Raw genomic sequence first — 17498 nt, 5'->3', positions numbered from 1 at the left:
TTTGCTAAATGTGTTTCTTCAACACTTGTTCAATCAACGATTGAATCGTTGTTTATTGGAATTAACGTTGACATATTGTCATTCAGTTTTCAATGTTCATTTCTTCAAGAAATTGCTAATTCATTTTAACACATCGTTTATGTCATGTCAACAAAAACTTTATGTTCTTAACAATCAATTAACAATACTTTAATAATGATAAATTATTAATCAAAAATTATCAAGTATAACTTTTACACTTTATAATTATTATTTAATAATGCATCGCCGTTTAAAAACGACATCTTATATAGTATCAACTCTCTAAAGCTTTGTCAACACTCTTTTTTACTTAATGTGCAAAGCAGAATTTTGTTATTTTATCTGTTTTGCTCACAAAATATTATTCTACCATCATATCTCTAAAATGCAAGAGAAAACGCACAAAAAATCTAATTTTTGTGCGTTTAAAAATGGATGATTTACACATTCATATCACTTTATACTTTAGATAGTATTATTTACTCGTTTTCTCTACAATTTGTTGCGCCATAGATTGGTAGATTTTACCTAGACGATCATCAGGTTGATAAATAGATGGAGAAAAGTCTTTTGGATCCCATGAAGGTTGTTCTAGAGGTAATTCGCCTAATAAATCGGTACCAAGTTCTTGAGCAAGTTTTGCTCCGCCACCTTTTCCGAAGACATATTCTTTATTACCTGTTTCTTTACTTTCAAAGTAAGACATATTTTCAATAACACCTAAAATAGAATGCTCTGTATGTTTCGCCATCGCGCCTGCACGAGCTGCGACGAATGCAGCTGTTGGGTGCGGTGTTGTTACAATTAATTCTTTACTTGAAGGTAACATAGTATGTACATCTAATGCGACGTCACCTGTACCAGGTGGTAAATCAAGAATTAGATAGTCTAATTCTCCCCATCTCACTTCAACAAAGAAATTGTTTAGCATTTTTCCTAACATCGGACCACGCCAAATCACTGGTGCATTTTCCTCTACAAAGAATGCCATAGAAATCACTTTAACGCCGTGACGTTCTACAGGGATAATTTCCTTCCCTTCAACGCCTGGTTTAACATCTATTCCCATCATATCGGGCACGCTGAAACCATAAATATCAGCATCTACAAGGCCTACTTTTTTACCTTCTCTTGCTAATGCTACAGCTAGGTTTACGGCTACAGTAGATTTTCCTACCCCACCTTTACCTGAGGCAATAGCGATAAATTCAACTGGATTATCTTTAGAGAGTAACCCTTCAATCGTTTGAGGTTTTTTCTTCTGTGGACCTCTATATTTTTCAATCACGCTTGGTAGTAATTCTTCAAAGCGGATACCTACTGTATGCGCGCCATTATCTTTTAATTTTTGAACGACAGCCATCTGTAGATCAAGTTGAGGTTTACCTCCAAGTTGTGCCATCGCAAGCTTCACGCTGACGTGATCGATTTCTTCTTTTATAGAAACATTAACGATACCGTTTGTTTCTTTAAGTGGTGCATCGATAATTGGATCTTTGATCTCACCTAATAATTCTTTTACTTCTTCTATCGATAACACGACGAATCCCCCTCAGTTATGCTTATTATTTATCAATAAACGTAAATTTCGCTCTTCTTTTACTTACTTTTAAAGATAGTATACGTTTTATTATAATACAAAAAAAGAAGTTAGCTCAATGGCCATGTGAGCTAACTTTCCTAATATCACAACTATCACCTTTTTTACTTTAAAACGATAGACATGTGCATCAAACATTTTATAATTCTCGTGCGTTAGGTTGTTTCGGGCTGCGCTGTTCTTTGATAAACAATGCTGCGATAAACGCTATAGTCACTAATACAGAAACCACCATAAATGAAAGGTCTACACCATTTGCTGTGGCTTGGCGTTCAACCATAGTGGCACTTGCGTGTTGATTGGGATCTGGTTTGAATAATTCTGAACCAATCGTCATTAACGTGACCATTAGGGCTGTACCTAATGAACCAGCAGTCACACGAGCAAAGTTACCGATGGCTGTTCCGTGTGAAATATTTTCATTCGAGAGCGCATTAATACCCGCTGTATTTAACGGCATCATGATGAACGAGATCGATACCATTCTCAATGTATAAATCACAAGTAAATACCAATAAGGTGTATCTGCACGTAGGAAACATAACGCAACAGTAAAGGTGATTAACATCGTGAAGCCAACTAAAATGAGCGGTTTCACCCCATAGTTATCAAAAATTTTACCTGTGACGACCGACATCATCCCATTAAGTAACGCACCTGGCATGATCACTAAACCTGACAATAACGCAGATAATCCTAATACATGTTGAACGTAAATCGGAATAATCAATGCTGGGCCGACCATTGATAACATGACTAGCATGGTAGAAATAGTGGTTAACGCAAACACTTTATTTTTAAATACGACTAAATTCAATAGAGGGTTAGGAATTGTTAATTGACGACGAATAAATGCTGCGATAATAAACAAGCTAACGATAAGTGCAATAATAACGATTGGATGTGAAAAACCGACGCTACCTGCACTACTAAATGCATATAACATTAACCCGAACCCTAAGGTCGAATATATCACGGAGCGAATATCTAATTTCGTATCCTTCGTTTCGTTATAACTTTCTATATGTCTCATCCCAAAAATGAAGACAACAGATGCGACCGCTACGATGATAAAGAATGGTACTCTCCAACTAGCGATGTCCACCACAAATCCTGAAATCGTAGGACCTATCGCAGGCGCAAACTGAATGACTAATCCAGCTAACCCCATCGCAAAACCACGTTCATCTTTTGGGAAAAGCATAAACAAGGTGAACTGCATGAGGGGCATGATAATACCAGCACCCATCGCTTGAACGACACGCGCAAACATTAAGAAACCGAAGTTCGGTGATAATGCGGCGATGATAGATCCTACTAAAAATATTCCCATGGCCATGAGATATAACGGTCTTGTTTTAACACGTTCAATTAAAAATGCAGTCAACGGTATCATCACACCATTGACTAACATAAAACCTGTAACTAACCACTGAGATGTATTTTCTGTAATATTTAAGCCTTCCATGATAGAGGGTAAGGCAGTATTTAATAATGTTTGATTTAAAATTGCCATAAAAGCACTAATTAACATAGTTACGACAATCATCATTTTCGTTGATTTTGGAACGACGCTTTCAGACATGAAGCCACTTCCTTTTGTTGTAGTAATACATTATTAAACCAAAGCACGTACATCAAAGCAAATATATTGCCTATAATATTTTATTTTTTGTTTAAATTTTCACCGTCTGGATAGAACACTTCTTTACATACATAGAGCATCACAATGATCAGCATAACGACCCAGAAATCTATCTTAATATTGGTATAGTGAATATGTACGATACTATAAAAGAGCAATACGGTGATGCCGCAAGAAATTAAATGGTAGGTCATCCCGTTAAAATACGCGTTATTGGGTACTTTTTTACGCAAGAAATCCATAGTATGTTCGACGAAGAATAATACAAAATAACCTAATATAATATAACTTCCATAATAAACTAAATTATTAAAGAAGCCTTTATCATAGGTGAAATCTGCCAAATTTAAATACAGTAAGATTCTGCTTAACCCGTATAGACCGAATCCTAGAAATACAAGGAATGTGGCCCCAGATAAAATAAAAATTGAGAGTACAATAAATCTTGTTAAAATATATCTGACATATTTCACTGTTTATTTTACCTCCCAATTTGTATATTTATTATTTAATCGTATATGCCATCGCAACTGTACAATCATCACTTATTTTAAGGATAACATCATCTCTCTGTGTTACTAAATATACCCGTATGTTTAAAACGAATTAACCATAACACGATTAATAATGTAAGCATAATGAATGTCATTAACACGATGTTTTGTATTTCTGAAGACGTGAACACGATTGAAAGTGTATAGATGTAGCCCATCACTGTAGCACCTACTGAACTACCTAAACTTTTTGTGAGCGCATATAAAGACATCATCCGCTTCATGTTCGGTTCAGAAGATTCCTCTTGTATAATCACGCTGTCTTTCGTGTAAATCGTACCAAAGCTAAAGCCTGCCAATAATAGACTCAATGCGATAAATAGAGGCGCAGTCGCACCGATAAACACGAGTGCCCCACATATGTAGAGCAATGTAAATGCAAAGATATAAATCCCTTTGCGTGTAAAGTGAACTTCTATTTTGTCGAGCGTCATATTTAAAATGAGCCAAGCAAATGATAATGGAAAGACAGTAAGACCACTTTGAAGTGGTGATAATCCGATTTCTTCCTGCAGATAGATAGGCATATATAAGTTATAACCCATCAGCATGAAAGCATAACAGAAATCTGTAAAAAATATTAAAGTCGCTGTTTTATTAAATTCAATCACAGGGATAAACGGCTTAGTTTGACGATGTTCAAACCGATATAAGATATATCCAACAATGATCATGAGTAACAGTGCTACAACGTTGATGGCCATGTGTGTTTGATTCATTACTGCACATAAGAAACATGCAATCATAAGATAGAACAACATCATACCACGCATATCTAGTCTTGAATCTGCTGTAGTGGATTCATTTTCAAAATGGAATGTGGCAAAAACGAGGACCAATGCGAGCATTGCAATAGGCACGTTCACAAAGAATAACCAATGCCATGTCGCAAATTCTAAAATACCTCCACCGAGAAGTGGTCCAACAATACTCGCAATCCCCCATACACTACCGACGATACCCATGACTTTGTATCTCAATGGAATTTCAAAGGCTAACTTAGGCACAATCTGTCCGAGTGCCATTAATACGCCTGCACCTAACCCTTGAAGGAAGCGTGAAATGATTAAAATGGTGAATGTAGGACTGAGACCAGAAAATAAACTACCGATTGTAAATAAGATTAATCCAATGACGGACAGATAGATAATTTTTGTGCGTTCTAACAGTTCACCCACGATAGGCGTCGCAATAACGATCGCTATGAAATAGACAGAGAAAACCAACGATACTGATCCTTTAACATGTAAGTCGTCACTAATCGTTGGAATCGCTAACGATACAATAGAAGACTCAATCGCTGCCATAAACATGCTTAATACGAGTGCAGTTACAATCCCTATCTCTTTTAATCTAAGTCTACTCGTCATATTATGTATAACCTCCTCTAACATCATTATCTGTATATATAAGGCTTTTGTACGGAAGCTTTCATGGGTCATATCAAATCTATCAGACCATGTTTATATGTATATGGATTTAATTAAAATGATAAGAGACTGCGACGTTTCTTCTGTCCCAGTCTCATTGCATCATTCCTCATTGTGCCACATATCACTATACAACAGTACTTACCGTTTCAGAGGGTGATTTATCCCCCAATTCACCTTCATTCTCTGCGTTAGTAGATGAAATAAACGATAGCGATAAAATGACATATAGAGGCACCGATAATAAATAAATGCCAAATCATATGGAAATAGGGCTTATGTTTTTGGGCATAAAACCATGCCCCTATAGTGTATGCCACACCACCAAGTACGATAAATAATATAAATGTGAACGAAGTATCTCGAATAATAATAGGTACAAACAGCACACCGATCCAGCCCATAACTAAATACATCACGAGGCTCAATTTAGGGTTAACATTTTTCGACAATGCCTTATATAAAATACCCCATATGGTTATCCCCCATAGTAATATCATGGTGCCCCAACCAATCCATCCTCCGACAACGATGATACAGACCGGCGTATAAGTGCCTGAAATCGCAATATAAATCATACTGTGATCAAGAATCCTTAAAATGTATTTATGCGCTGAATGATTCGCCATCGAATGATACACCGTCGAAGTGATAAACATCATAAAAATACTAATCACAAAGATAGACACACTGATAGAGGCCATCGTGCCACCATGGATATAGCTATAAACTGCCGCATAAGGCAGTGCACACAACGCTAAAAAAGCTGCTGCGCCATGTGAGACTGCATTCCCGATTTCTTCTCCAAAAGATAACGGAATGATTTCTTTAAACGAATGTACGATATGCTTCTTATTATTCACACCTTGGGCATGGCTCATAAACAACCTCCATCTTTAGATTAAATTCATGCGTTTTAGATCAGCTGTTGCTGTTTCGACGCTATCCTTACCTTCTTTATTCTTGAGTGGTGAAAACTCTTCTTCTCTATCGACTTGGAGTGTGATAAAGCTTGATGCATATTGGAAAATATCGAAATAAAAGAGTTCAAATTTCAATGTAGGTCTTTCGATCACACCGAAGTCGTCATCTAATTGTTTCATTGTTTTTACAGCTAGGTGATATGACAGAGGTTCATTGACGACTTTTCTAATAAAGGAAAGTTTAAACGCATGAATACCGATGTTCGCGTTATGGAATTGGTTTGCAGTAGCTTCTTCAAGTTCTGAATATTCTAGTACTGTATCTTTTTCGTCTTTACTTACGAGTCTGCCGACACTCTCTCCTTCATTCGGTTCTATCGATTTTGTCGTCACATCTTTACTGTGGTGATATGTAAACCCTGCAAACATTAAATCCAAGACTTTAACGAGCACATTATCCACATTATTTAAGAAAATGTATTCTATCCCATTTTCTTCCATTTGATCTAAATAGCCTGCATCATCTAGTGCTTTGAAGACGCCACCATTCCCGTTTGGAATTTCAAGAATGTTACTATCTTGGTCTAAGACGAGTCTGCCTTCTTCATTCAATGCAACCATGTTTTCTTGATTGAAGAAATGAATATGTGATGCGTCATAGCCAAAGTAATCTTTTTCTTCAAAATATAATTCCGTTTCACGCTGGTTGATATCACTTGTCATGATATACCAGTCAACAGGCTTTCCAGTCAGTTCTTTCAGTTGAATGAGTTGTTTAGCTTGGAGTTCAAACAAGCTTGTTTCTTCAATTTCAAACGTACCTTTTGGTCCCTTGAAACCTAAACGTGTCCCTTGTCCCCCAGCTAATAACACAACCGCAAATTTTCCTTTTTTTATTGCTTCTAGACCAATCTTTTCATAACGTTCTATATCTTCATCTGACTTGTCTTTTTTGACTTCATAATTAATTTCTTGAACATCAGGTACTTCTGACATTTTTTCTTTATTGACATATAAGTCTTGATAAAGATTGTGAATAGCTTCAAGATCTAATGTTTTAAGCTTTTCTTCGAGTTCTTCTTTTTCATTTGTACTCATTAACTTCTTAAATTCTATAAGATGATGCTGATTATATTTCTCTAATTCTTTATTATTCAATGTAATTCTCTCCTTAATATTCAAAGAATTAACTTTTGTTCGTGCTTTGTCCCTTTTGTAATTAGAAAACGGTAAATTCGCGTTCAACTATAATCCCTTATATTAACTTGATATGTAGTCCTTGTGAGATAAACGAGCTAGGAATTATCTCTAAAATTTCATCATGAACGTCAACAGTTTTCCTTACTTACTACCCCAAAATTTAATATTTATTATGTTTATTGTCCACTTTTCTATTCAGTGAAGCGTTCCTTAGTTATATCATATTCTCCATTTAATTTACTATATAATCAACAATACGTACAATATAAGGCTGAAAAAGTACATATAGTGCGCCGATGAATAACGCTGAAGCAAGCGATAAGTCCACCATACCGCCCGTTTTAAAACGAATTGGAAAGCGAATGGTCATCGGTAATGGATAGAATAACTTCACGCCTCTGGGTGTTAACATATCAAGTATAACATGAGACAACATCGCGAGAATAATCGCAGTGAAGTACGGTACAGGTGTCTGTATGAAATATAATAAAATCGCAATCAACAGCATGAAGATCAGTGAGTGTGTGAACGTCCTATGTCCAAATAAAATACGTACAAGCCAACTGATGATTTTAAACCGCCGCCCCAATTTACTTTTCGTATGACATATATCAGGTAGTAAGCTTGCCATAACAGCTAAAATAATGACCGTGATTGAAGTAAACAAGTCGGTTTGATAATAATCTGTACATAATGTCCCAATCAGTAACCCGCACGTTGCATGTGTCTTACCAGTCATAATATTACTCCTTTATGTAATGCCCATATTCTAGCACATTTCATCATAAAACGCGAACATACTTTCGTATCTGTTGAGTATAGCACATATTAAAAAAGTATCACATAATCCTTGAAAACGATTGCACATTGTTATATGATGAGGACACAAAATATTTTAAGGATGTGTTCATATATGGCAATGACAGTTAAGAAAAATGAAAATGAAGTAAATATTCAATGGCGAGTTGCTGATATTAAAATTCCAACTAACCAAATTAAAAACATCTCACAAGATCAAGACATCCATGCCGTACCCGATTTAGATGCAAGTAAAGTATCACGTATCGGCTCAACTTTCGGTAAAACAAACCGTGTCATCATCGATACTGACGACCATGAATACATTATTTACACACACAATGATCAAAAAGTATACAACGAACTAACAAAATAACGTTACACATAGATATCGCCGCTAAACCTTCGTATCATAACGAAAGTCTAGCGGCTTTTTTATGCATACAAGGTTATAACGATACACAAACAGGCTGAGGTCACATACATTTAACCTCAGCCTTTTGCGTTATTTTATACATCATATCATCTCATTTACTCAACTACTCGGTTCATCTCATTTTACTATAAAAAATATGAAAACATGTCTCTCTATTAACCGAAGTATAGATGAGCCATAAGTGAAATGATCGGTAATGCGATAATTGTTCTAACTAGGAAGATTACAAACAATCTAAAGATGCTGACAGGTATTTTAGAACCTAAAATCACACCACCTACTTCTGATAAATAGATGAGCTGCGTAATACTTAAAGCACCCACGATAAAGTAAGTAATTTCATTGTTAACGCCATCGATTAAGATAGATGGTAAGAACATATCTGCAAAGCCGATGAGTACAGTTTCAGATGCTCTTGCAGCTTCAGGTACTTGCAGTAATTCAAGGAATGGAATGAACGGTTTACCAATCACCGTAAATATAGGTGTGTAGTTCGCAATGATTGTTGCTATGGTACCGATGCTCATAACAACAGGTAAAATGACAAACCACATATCTACAACCGTTTTAAAACCTGATTTAAAGAAATCAACAATGCCTGGCGCTTTAATCCCTTGTTCTGTCGCTTGATCAAAACCGTGTCTAAATGCAGACTTTCCTTCTGGCAATTTCTCTGTTCTCGCTTCTTCAGGAACATCTTTCGCATATTCATCAGGCACTTTATTCAGTGGCCAAATACGCGGTAAAATCACCGCACAAACAATACATGAAACAATAACTGTTAAATAGAAAAAAAAGAAGTGATTGCTCATATGCACAGTATCAGCTACGACGATCGCAAATGTTAAAGAAACAACACTAAACGTCGTCGCAATAACCGTCGCTTCACGTCTTGAATAAAACCCACCTGCATATTGTTTACTCGTAATGAGCACCCCTACTGTGCCGTCACCGATGAACGATGCTAAGTTATCGACCGTGGAACGACCAGGTAAAGTAAATAGCGGTCTCATAATAGGTCTGAATATTGGGCCGAGTAATTCTAACAAACCGTATTCCATTAATAATGGTAAGAATAATGCAGCAAATAAGAATACAGTCACTAATGTTGGTAATAAACTTGAAAAAACTAAGCCACCTGTATCTTCAGAGTAGATGACCTCCGTACCTAATTCAAAGTAAACTATCCACACAAATACAACAGCAAGTAATCTTAAGATGAGCCAAACCCAGTTGACTTTAAATGCGCTATCCATTAAGGAGTTCGGTTTGATTTTGTGCTTTAAAAACGTTGAACATACTAACGTTAATATTCCGGAGACTGTGACAATCGTTAATATAATAATAGGCATCCCGTCGCCTATCGCACTTTTAAGTAAATTAGCGAGATAAGCAACCGGTAAGGTGGCTTGCTTTTCGCCATCTTCTACAACCGGTACAGGCGTTAAAAACAAAATGATACCAAGTAAAGACATGGTGATAAATTTAATACGCCCTTTGATAATCTCGCTCTTAGAATAGTTATTCATTTACATACACCTCTCAGGTGGCTACACAGGAATATAACCGCGTTTAATAATATAGCCATAATTATAACTCATTATGTATAATTATGTAAATTCGCAGCCTATATCAAATTTGTGTCATCCTACATTTATTGTGAATTATTTAACTTATAATGGCGTTTACCATTAATTTCACTTTATATGAAAGCTTTTGCAAATGCAATAGCTAATCCAATTTTTAATCTTACATTTTTCTGAGTAAGAATAAGAAGTAAGGAACGCCAACGATCGCAACGATTACACCGACTGGGATATCAAGTGGTGGATGAATACCACGAGACAAGCTATCACTGATCAATAGTATAATCGCACCAACTAAACCTGACATGCATATCACATGAATATATTTATGTCCGACTATCGATCTCGCTATATGTGGTGAAATCAAACCTAAGAAACTCAACCCTCCGACGACGGCAATAGAAGAACCAGCAAGGACAACAGCTAGGAATAAGAGTAACATTTTAATACCTTGTACTTTGGCACCTAGTCCGGTTGCTACGTCATCCCCTAAGGCGAGAATATCTAGTTTTCGACTAAAGTAAATGATAAATGGTAATACGATAATAAACCATGGTAATACGATGCCTACGTCTGCTAAGTCGTGACCGTAAAGGCTTCCTGTTAACCATACAAGTGCAGTATTCGCATCCATTGGATTACGAATGAGTAAGAACTGAACAATTGCTGTACAGATTGCACCAATGGCTAACCCGATCAATGCCAGTCTAGATCCTTTAACGTTAAATTTTGAAATGAGTATAGTTAAGAAAATACTGATGATGAGTGCACCAATGAATGAACTAAACGGTAGTAAAAAGAGCGGTGCTGACGGGAATAACATAATGACAATGACGGCGGTTAAGCTCGCCCCTTTTGTAATACCGATGACATCTGGAGATGCAAGTTCATTTTTAACAACACCTTGAATTAAGGCACCAGAGACTGCTAAGCTCACCCCTACGATAAAACCAAGTAACATCCGAGGTAAACGGTATTCAGTCAAAATAAAATCATCTAGCGTAAAAATATGACTTAAAATATGTGAAGGTGTTAAAAAGACAGTACCTACAGATAAACTCGCGAACGCAGCGACGATGAGTAGGATGACTGCGATGGTATACTTCATCGTTAGATGTCTATTCATTCTTGTCTCACCCCTCTAACTGTAATAAATAGGAAGTACGTCGCACCAAGAAACGCAGTAACTATCCCTACTGGTGATTCAAATGGATAAGTGATATAACGACTCAACACATCTGATACGAGTAATAAATCAGCACCCATAATCATCGTTAACGGTACGCTATACATGTAATTACGAGGTACATAGTGCTTAACGAGATGCGGTACGATTAAGCCGACGAAACCTATCGGCCCTGCGATAGAAACCGAGCTCCCTGCCAGTATAACGACGAGAAGGCCGATGATAATACGTATAAATGTGACGTTTTGTCCTAAACCACGTGCCATTGTGTCACCAAGTTCCAAGATAGATAACTGGCGTGACATCAAAATCGTAACGAAGAATGCGAGAATGAGCCATGGAATAATGCTCAGCACGGCAGTCCATTTCAATGTAGACAATGAACCAACCAACCAGAACATCACTCTCGTTGTTGAATCTTCATTTAACAAAATAATCCCTTCAGTTAAACTTGAGAAGAAGAGATGAATGGCCATCCCTGCTAATGCGAGTTTCACGGGCGTAATGGCTTTCGTAGACCCTGATAATAAGTAGACCACTAATCCACCTAAAAATGCACCTACAAAGGCGAACAATGTATCCCATGGTGCAAGCGCTGGCACAAGCATTGTAATAAGCACAATGACAAATGATGCCCCTGCATTAATCCCAAATATTTGTGGTGAAGCAAGTGGATTACGTGTCATGATTTGCATGAGTAGCCCTGCTAGACCGAGCGCAGCCCCGATAACAATCGCACCGATCATGCGTGGCATACGTACATTATGGATAATAAAGGTTTGTTTGGTATCTGTGCCTTGGAAAATATAATCAATCACGTCGCGGGTAGAAATAGAAGAAGAACCTAATACTAAACTTAAGTAAGCTGTTAAAAAAAGAACGCATACACTCACTATAAAAGTGAGTGTAATGCGCGTGCTTGATTGTTTTTTCAATTGTAAATCTTGCTTATTTTTATGTCCCATAGATCAAGTCACCTTAATTTTGTTGACCGTTATCTTCGTTGTTTTCTTTAGAAATCTCTACTAATTCTTTAGCGATATCTTCTGAAGATATCAATCCACGAGCACGAGCCCAAGTATTACGATCTACTGTGTTAACACGGTCATTTTTAACAGCATCTAAATCTTGCCAAACTTTGCTTTCAGTTTGTTTTTTGTAGTCAGGATCGTTTTCACCTTTATCTACCATGATGAACATACGACCAGGATCGATATCAGAAAGGACTTCTTCATTGATTTGTAAGTAAGGTCCTTGGAGATATTTAGATAAGTTTTCAGTTTCAGTTTTATCTAAGGCGTTATTGAAACCAAGTTCTTTTAAGAATTGACCAACATAAGAGCTTTCAGGGTGGCCAAGTAAACCTGATTTAGAAGCAACTGCTGCAAGTACAGGTTCATCTTTATCTAACTTAATTTCTTTTTTGTATTTGTCGATTTTATCATTGTGTTCGTCAAGACGTTCTTGACCTTCTTTTTCTTTACCTACTGCTTTTGCAATAGTTTCGAACGCGTCTAAGTTTTCTTTGTAGTCACTGTCGAAACTTGGAAGCACTAGTGTTGGTGCAATTTTTTCTAAGTCTTTTTTGATGCCTTTGTGACGATTGTTATCAGCGATGATTAAATCTGGGTTTAAGTCACTGATTTTTTCTAAACTAGGTTGTTTACGTGCACCGACTGATGTGTAATCCCCAATTTTGTCACGGATTGGTTCTAAGATACGAGATTTATCGTCATCATCTGCAACACCGACTGGTTTAATACCTAATGCTGCTAATGAATCTACAAATGAGAACTCAAGTGCTACAACACGTTTAGGGTTTTTCTTAACTTCTGTTGTACCATCTTTTGTCTTAATTGTTACTGTATCTTTAGATTCTTTATCATTATCAGAATCTGATGATTTATTGTCATTACCATTACCACATGCAGTTACAAGTACTAATGATAAGGCTAAAAGCAAAATACCGAAAAATTTTAAATTTTTCTTCATAACCTTCACTCCTTAATATGTATCGCTTTCATGATAAGTATAGCGATAATGAATATCATTGTCAATTAGAATATTATATTATTTTCGAGCTTTATTGAGTTCACATACATTAAAATGTTTATTGAGTAAATCGATGGCTTTATCGTTTTGATATATTTTCTCCATCTGATTAATATACATCGTTTGTGCAAGTGCATTGTAGCCCAGTCTAAAGGTGATGGTATCGCCCACTTGATACTGGTCGTGATTTTTCAAATCAAGCATCAAATGATCACTCGTTGCACCTAACACATCGACATCATGACCTAATGGATAAATATCTTTTACCTCAGTATCCAACTTGCCAATATCCACGATTGCTTGCAAATATTGTCTGCCACTATTCACTTCGATACGTGGTTTAATTTCAATAATACGCGTTTCTAACGTAATCGCATCTTGATAGAGTGAAGGTATCGGTACGTTAGAAGTGGTATCTACCCCACGGAATAACGACTCTCCGATACGTAAGTCGTTCACACGTCCTAAGTCGTTATACATCATTTGCGGTAGCATGCTCGAATTGCCACCTGAAAAGATGCCAAAGCGATAGCTTGTTTCTTTTTCAACTGATGTCACAAAACGGTTAATCATCTCAATATCTGATTCTGACGGCGGAATCTCATTAAAGCACATAAAGTTAAATGCAATACTTCTCAAACAGATATGACTGAGATGCAAAATTTCCTGAACATACTCTACAATATCATATGTCAGTACACCTTCTCTAGCGTTTTTCCAATCAACCATTAACATGATTGGGTGTTTCAGGTTGAGAGATTTTGCTACGTCATTTAATTGACGTATGGTCGTCAATTCAGTTTGAATACTCATCGTCGTATTTAACACGACTTGTTTTAACTCTTGAAGGTGTGGTGCACGAATTAATGTAAACGTATTGGCCGCTTCAACTTCTTTTGCTTTTTCTATATTTTCTAAACGCGCTTCTGCAAAGTGTGTGAAGCCTAATTGGTTCAACGCACGTATAATTTCAGGATCACCCGCAATGCATTTAATCACAGGCGTGAATTGAATGTGATGCGTCGCTAACAATTGTCTTAACACATTGGCATTATATTGTATTTTGGACAAATTGATATGAATATGTGCCAAATTTTCACACCTCTCTGATTGGATTATCTAATACAATCATTAAATATTGTTTAACTTTACTTTCCATTCTCATTCGCATCAATGCTTTTACCGTAATCGTAGGTCCAAATAAAATACGTCTCAATGCATCTGCATGTGGTTTCGTATCGTCGATGCTATCTTCAATCACCTGTTTGACGATATCGTATAAGTTTTCTTCAGTGACCTCATCATACTGGCCAAAGTGATGAATGAGTTCAGCAAATTGGTTTTGTATGACTGCGTGTTGGAATTTTTGAATCACAGCATCAATGTCTGAGGCTAATAAGCTTTGGTTCGTTACTTCGATACCAGAACGGCGTTGTCGTAAGGTTGATAAATCAATACGGGCACCACCTAAATCTCTAACCATAAATTTCATGTCGAAGTTCTGATCTAAATTGACGATGGTATTTTGCATATGTGCTTCTAACGCAATCCCACATGTTTGGATATAATCGATTAAAGGTGGTATGAGCGCTGTGGCATATGCGCGTATGAAATGTTTAATCGTCTTGCTTGTTACACCGCCGCCTGTCCATTCCAAGTAACTATCAACAATGGTGCGTTTATCCACTGGATTACGATTCACTAAACTTGCAGTGACGATCGACATACCATGTGCCCGTATCACAGGTTTTTCTCGAACGATATTAGATAAGTGCTTTGCTTCTTCTTCGTCCGCTTCTGCATATATGCCGTAAGGTTCTTGCGCGACTTGCACATCATTACTTTGCGCTAAAATATCTTGTAATGTATAGCTTAAATTCGGCCCATCAACCGTCGTAACTGGTCCGACTGTGCGAATAGCACTCGTCGCTTGAACATTCACGGGTAATTTCACATGGAATGGTTTTCTGATGAGATCCATCGTTCTAAATGATAATGTCGCATGTGCATCAACTGTAAAAGGTGTAGGAAGCAATTTTCGTTCTTCAATCCACGTTTGATACATGGTTGTGATTGTATGTTCATATTGCCAAGGGTGAACGAGTATCGCATAGTAATCTTTTAATTTGAGACCTAAAGGTTCCAAGTATGCACGTAACTTGTGACGGTACTCTGGTATCACTTCATTGATGAGAAACTGTTCATCGCCTGTAATTGATGTGACATGTGCAGCTTGTTTGTGAATGAGCATCACCTTGAGCGGAATGATTTGTTCAAACTCAGGTGCATAAGCACGGATTTCCGCTTCAGTTAAAGGCAACTTCGTCTTAGATAAAGGATGGGTCGGATGACCTTCTGTTACTAAGCTTTCAGAATAAAGTAACGGGTCTTGTTGTCCTGTTTCTCCCATGTGTGTAAGCCATGTAAAAAAATTCAACGCAACGGGCATACGCGAGAATTTCATGCTTTCTTGAATGTTTTCACTACGCGTTTCAAACTGTTCGTAGCTCAATTTAAATCCATCACGCCCTGCCAGCAATTCCTCACGTAAACGTGCAGAAATCGGGATGTTAAATTGATTGTTTAAGATATCGAGTAACTGCTCTACAGAGTCAACCTCTGAGGTCTGTTGTCGATATTCATATTGAATTGGCCCAGAAAATACATATCTCGCCATGGGTGATTTACGTGCCACGTTAACCGTTAAGTAATGTGCGTGATATTGTAAGGCACAGTAATCTGCTTCATCACTTACGATGGTGCCTTCATCGTATAATCGCTCTTTGAGCACTGCATTTAAAATGCGATATTGTTGATTACGATCTGCAAGCTGCCCTATCTTATGATTCATAGCTACGACCTCCGTCATTTGTCTTTCTACTTAATAGTCCAAACACAATGGATACAATCAATGTGATGAGTCCCATCGTTACGAATGTATAAACAATACCAACTGTTTCTGAGAGCACACTAAGTACCATCGCACCTAACGGAATCATCCCTCTATCCATCATGATGACACTGAGGATTTTACCTCTGTTTTTCGGATCGACATCATATTGGAAATAAATACGATTTGTCGTTCTTGACCACTGACTAAATAAGCCAATAAAGAATAATACAATAAACAACATAATTGAGTTTGCGATGATGGTGCCGATTAATGCCACACCAAAAAGTAACGAACTCAAGTAGTACGTCGCAGTTACAGAAAAATGTTTAAGTACATGTGGAATGATTAGTGTTGCTAAAATACCTCCTACTGCACTAAATGTCATGGCAATACCAAATATTTGTGCCTGATCAGGGAAATTGTAATCTGTCAGAACGGGTAGTAATGTAGTGTAACAAAATCCTGTTGCCATAATGACAAAGGAAGTAATGACGATACGTCTACTATTCGTATTAGATCTTAGATAATCCAAAACAACTTTAAGCGTAAATTTGCTATTATCATCGTCGTCTTCATTATCTGGAGTTTGATGTTCAAACACTAACTTGAGACAGAATAAGATAGAAATCCCATAACAAATACTTTGAAGTAAAAATCCATATTTGGAGCTAAATGACGCAATGACAAATCCAGCAACAGCAGGCCCTATTGAACGACAGATATTGATGATAAATGAATGGTATGAGACTGCTTGAGCAATCGACAGTTTATCGGAAATATCTGGAAGCACAGCTTGTCTAACCGGTGTTTCCACCGCACTAAGTATCCCACGTCCAAGAGAATAAACGACAAAGACGGCGATAGGAAGTTTACCAAAACTGAAGATTAATACTGTTAAGATCGCAGTAAGGGAAAAGGAAGAAGTAATCGTAGTCCGTAAGAGTGTCCCTCTATTATACTTATCAGTTATTTTCCCTGCCCACACACTGATGAATAAAATTGGTATTAACCGAAAAAAATTAATTAATGCTAAGTGAACCGCATTATGGTAAAGGGTAAACACATACCAATTTAATGTAATTTGGCCAATCCAATTTCCAAGAAATAATAAAAATGAACTTGGAAAAAAATATTTTGCCATTTTAATCCTCCTATGCACCTATTGATAACCATT

At 36.9% G+C, this 17498-nt stretch carries 15 protein-coding genes; 1 reads left to right on the top strand and 14 read right to left on the bottom strand.

Going from position 1 to position 17498, the window contains the following annotated elements:
* Positions 1-496: 496 nt before the first annotated feature.
* From APS80_RS07305 to APS80_RS07275, 7 genes are all read right to left on the bottom strand, one after another.
* The gene (locus APS80_RS07305; protein ID WP_059107618.1) at positions 497-1561 is read right to left on the bottom strand and encodes a P-loop NTPase; all 1065 of its coding nucleotides are present in this window, start codon (positions 1559-1561) and stop codon (positions 497-499) included.
* 199 nt (positions 1562-1760) lie between these two features.
* Entirely contained in the window at positions 1761-3206 is a 1446-nt protein-coding gene (locus tag APS80_RS07300; protein ID WP_059107617.1) for an MDR family MFS transporter, read from the bottom strand.
* 80 nt (positions 3207-3286) lie between these two features.
* Positions 3287-3739, bottom strand: coding sequence for a SepA family multidrug efflux transporter (locus tag APS80_RS07295; RefSeq protein WP_059107616.1), 453 nt, complete (start codon positions 3737-3739; stop codon positions 3287-3289).
* An 89-nt stretch (positions 3740-3828) separates the two neighbouring features.
* A complete protein-coding gene (sdrM, locus tag APS80_RS07290) occupies positions 3829-5190 on the bottom strand; it encodes a multidrug efflux MFS transporter SdrM (protein WP_059107615.1) in 1362 nt (453 codons plus the stop codon).
* Positions 5191-5441: 251 nt separating this feature from the next.
* Complete coding sequence (trhA, locus tag APS80_RS07285) at positions 5442-6131, bottom strand: PAQR family membrane homeostasis protein TrhA (protein ID WP_059107614.1); 690 nt, start codon at positions 6129-6131, stop codon at positions 5442-5444.
* A gap of 15 nt (positions 6132-6146) precedes the next feature.
* A complete protein-coding gene (locus tag APS80_RS07280) occupies positions 6147-7331 on the bottom strand; it encodes a UTP--glucose-1-phosphate uridylyltransferase (protein ID WP_059107613.1) in 1185 nt (394 codons plus the stop codon).
* 274 nt (positions 7332-7605) lie between these two features.
* On the bottom strand, positions 7606-8112 hold the full coding sequence (locus APS80_RS07275) for a metal-dependent hydrolase (RefSeq protein ID WP_059107612.1): 507 nt from the start codon (positions 8110-8112) through the stop codon (positions 7606-7608).
* A 174-nt stretch (positions 8113-8286) separates the two neighbouring features.
* Between APS80_RS07275 and APS80_RS07270 the strand changes: the two genes are divergently transcribed.
* Positions 8287-8547, top strand: coding sequence for a SunI/YnzG family protein (locus APS80_RS07270; protein ID WP_059107611.1), 261 nt, complete (start codon positions 8287-8289; stop codon positions 8545-8547).
* A gap of 215 nt (positions 8548-8762) precedes the next feature.
* Here the strand turns inward: APS80_RS07270 and APS80_RS07265 are convergent, their stop codons facing one another.
* The 7 genes from APS80_RS07265 to APS80_RS07235 form a co-directional block, all read right to left on the bottom strand.
* Positions 8763-10136: a YjiH family protein gene (locus tag APS80_RS07265; RefSeq protein ID WP_059107610.1), complete on the bottom strand. Its 1374-nt coding sequence runs from the start codon at positions 10134-10136 to the stop codon at positions 8763-8765.
* Between the two features lie 220 nt (positions 10137-10356).
* On the bottom strand, positions 10357-11319 hold the full coding sequence (locus APS80_RS07260) for a FecCD family ABC transporter permease (protein ID WP_059107609.1): 963 nt from the start codon (positions 11317-11319) through the stop codon (positions 10357-10359).
* Entirely contained in the window at positions 11316-12344 is a 1029-nt protein-coding gene (locus APS80_RS07255; protein ID WP_059107608.1) for a FecCD family ABC transporter permease, read from the bottom strand. The genes APS80_RS07260 and APS80_RS07255 overlap by 4 nt, the downstream gene beginning before the upstream one ends.
* Positions 12345-12357: 13 nt before the next feature.
* Positions 12358-13371, bottom strand: coding sequence for an ABC transporter substrate-binding protein (locus APS80_RS07250; RefSeq protein WP_059107607.1), 1014 nt, complete (start codon positions 13369-13371; stop codon positions 12358-12360).
* A 78-nt stretch (positions 13372-13449) separates the two neighbouring features.
* On the bottom strand, positions 13450-14523 hold the full coding sequence (locus APS80_RS07245; RefSeq protein ID WP_059107606.1) for an alanine racemase: 1074 nt from the start codon (positions 14521-14523) through the stop codon (positions 13450-13452).
* Between the two features lie 4 nt (positions 14524-14527).
* On the bottom strand, positions 14528-16282 hold the full coding sequence (locus tag APS80_RS07240; RefSeq protein WP_059107605.1) for an IucA/IucC family protein: 1755 nt from the start codon (positions 16280-16282) through the stop codon (positions 14528-14530).
* Positions 16272-17465, bottom strand: a complete 1194-nt coding sequence (locus APS80_RS07235; protein ID WP_059107604.1) for an MFS transporter — start codon at positions 17463-17465, stop codon at positions 16272-16274. Before APS80_RS07235 ends, APS80_RS07240 begins: the two co-directional genes overlap by 11 nt.
* Positions 17466-17498 lie beyond the last annotated feature (33 nt).

Origin of the sequence: Staphylococcus auricularis (genome assembly GCF_001500315.1) — a bacterium.
GTDB classification, from domain to species: domain Bacteria; phylum Bacillota; class Bacilli; order Staphylococcales; family Staphylococcaceae; genus Staphylococcus; species Staphylococcus auricularis.
This window is presented reverse-complemented; position numbering and strand designations above follow the sequence as displayed.

Bases quoted from the DNA above. Each gene is read 5' to 3' on its own strand.
- APS80_RS07300 (WP_059107617.1), bottom strand. From the start codon at position 3,206: ATGTCTGAAAGCGTCGTTCCAAAATCAACGAAAATGATGATTGTCGTA.
- sdrM (WP_059107615.1), bottom strand. From the start codon at position 5,190: ATGACGAGTAGACTTAGATTAAAAGAGATAGGGATTGTAACTGCACTC.
- trhA (WP_059107614.1), bottom strand. From the start codon at position 6,131: ATGAGCCATGCCCAAGGTGTGAATAATAAGAAGCATATCGTACATTCG.
- APS80_RS07275 (WP_059107612.1), bottom strand. From the start codon at position 8,112: ATGACTGGTAAGACACATGCAACGTGCGGGTTACTGATTGGGACATTA.
- APS80_RS07270 (WP_059107611.1), top strand. From the start codon at position 8,287: ATGGCAATGACAGTTAAGAAAAATGAAAATGAAGTAAATATTCAATGG.
- APS80_RS07265 (WP_059107610.1), bottom strand. From the start codon at position 10,136: ATGAATAACTATTCTAAGAGCGAGATTATCAAAGGGCGTATTAAATTT.
- APS80_RS07260 (WP_059107609.1), bottom strand. From the start codon at position 11,319: ATGAATAGACATCTAACGATGAAGTATACCATCGCAGTCATCCTACTC.
- APS80_RS07255 (WP_059107608.1), bottom strand. From the start codon at position 12,344: ATGGGACATAAAAATAAGCAAGATTTACAATTGAAAAAACAATCAAGC.
- APS80_RS07250 (WP_059107607.1), bottom strand. From the start codon at position 13,371: ATGAAGAAAAATTTAAAATTTTTCGGTATTTTGCTTTTAGCCTTATCA.
- APS80_RS07240 (WP_059107605.1), bottom strand. From the start codon at position 16,282: ATGAATCATAAGATAGGGCAGCTTGCAGATCGTAATCAACAATATCGC.
- APS80_RS07235 (WP_059107604.1), bottom strand. From the start codon at position 17,465: ATGGCAAAATATTTTTTTCCAAGTTCATTTTTATTATTTCTTGGAAAT.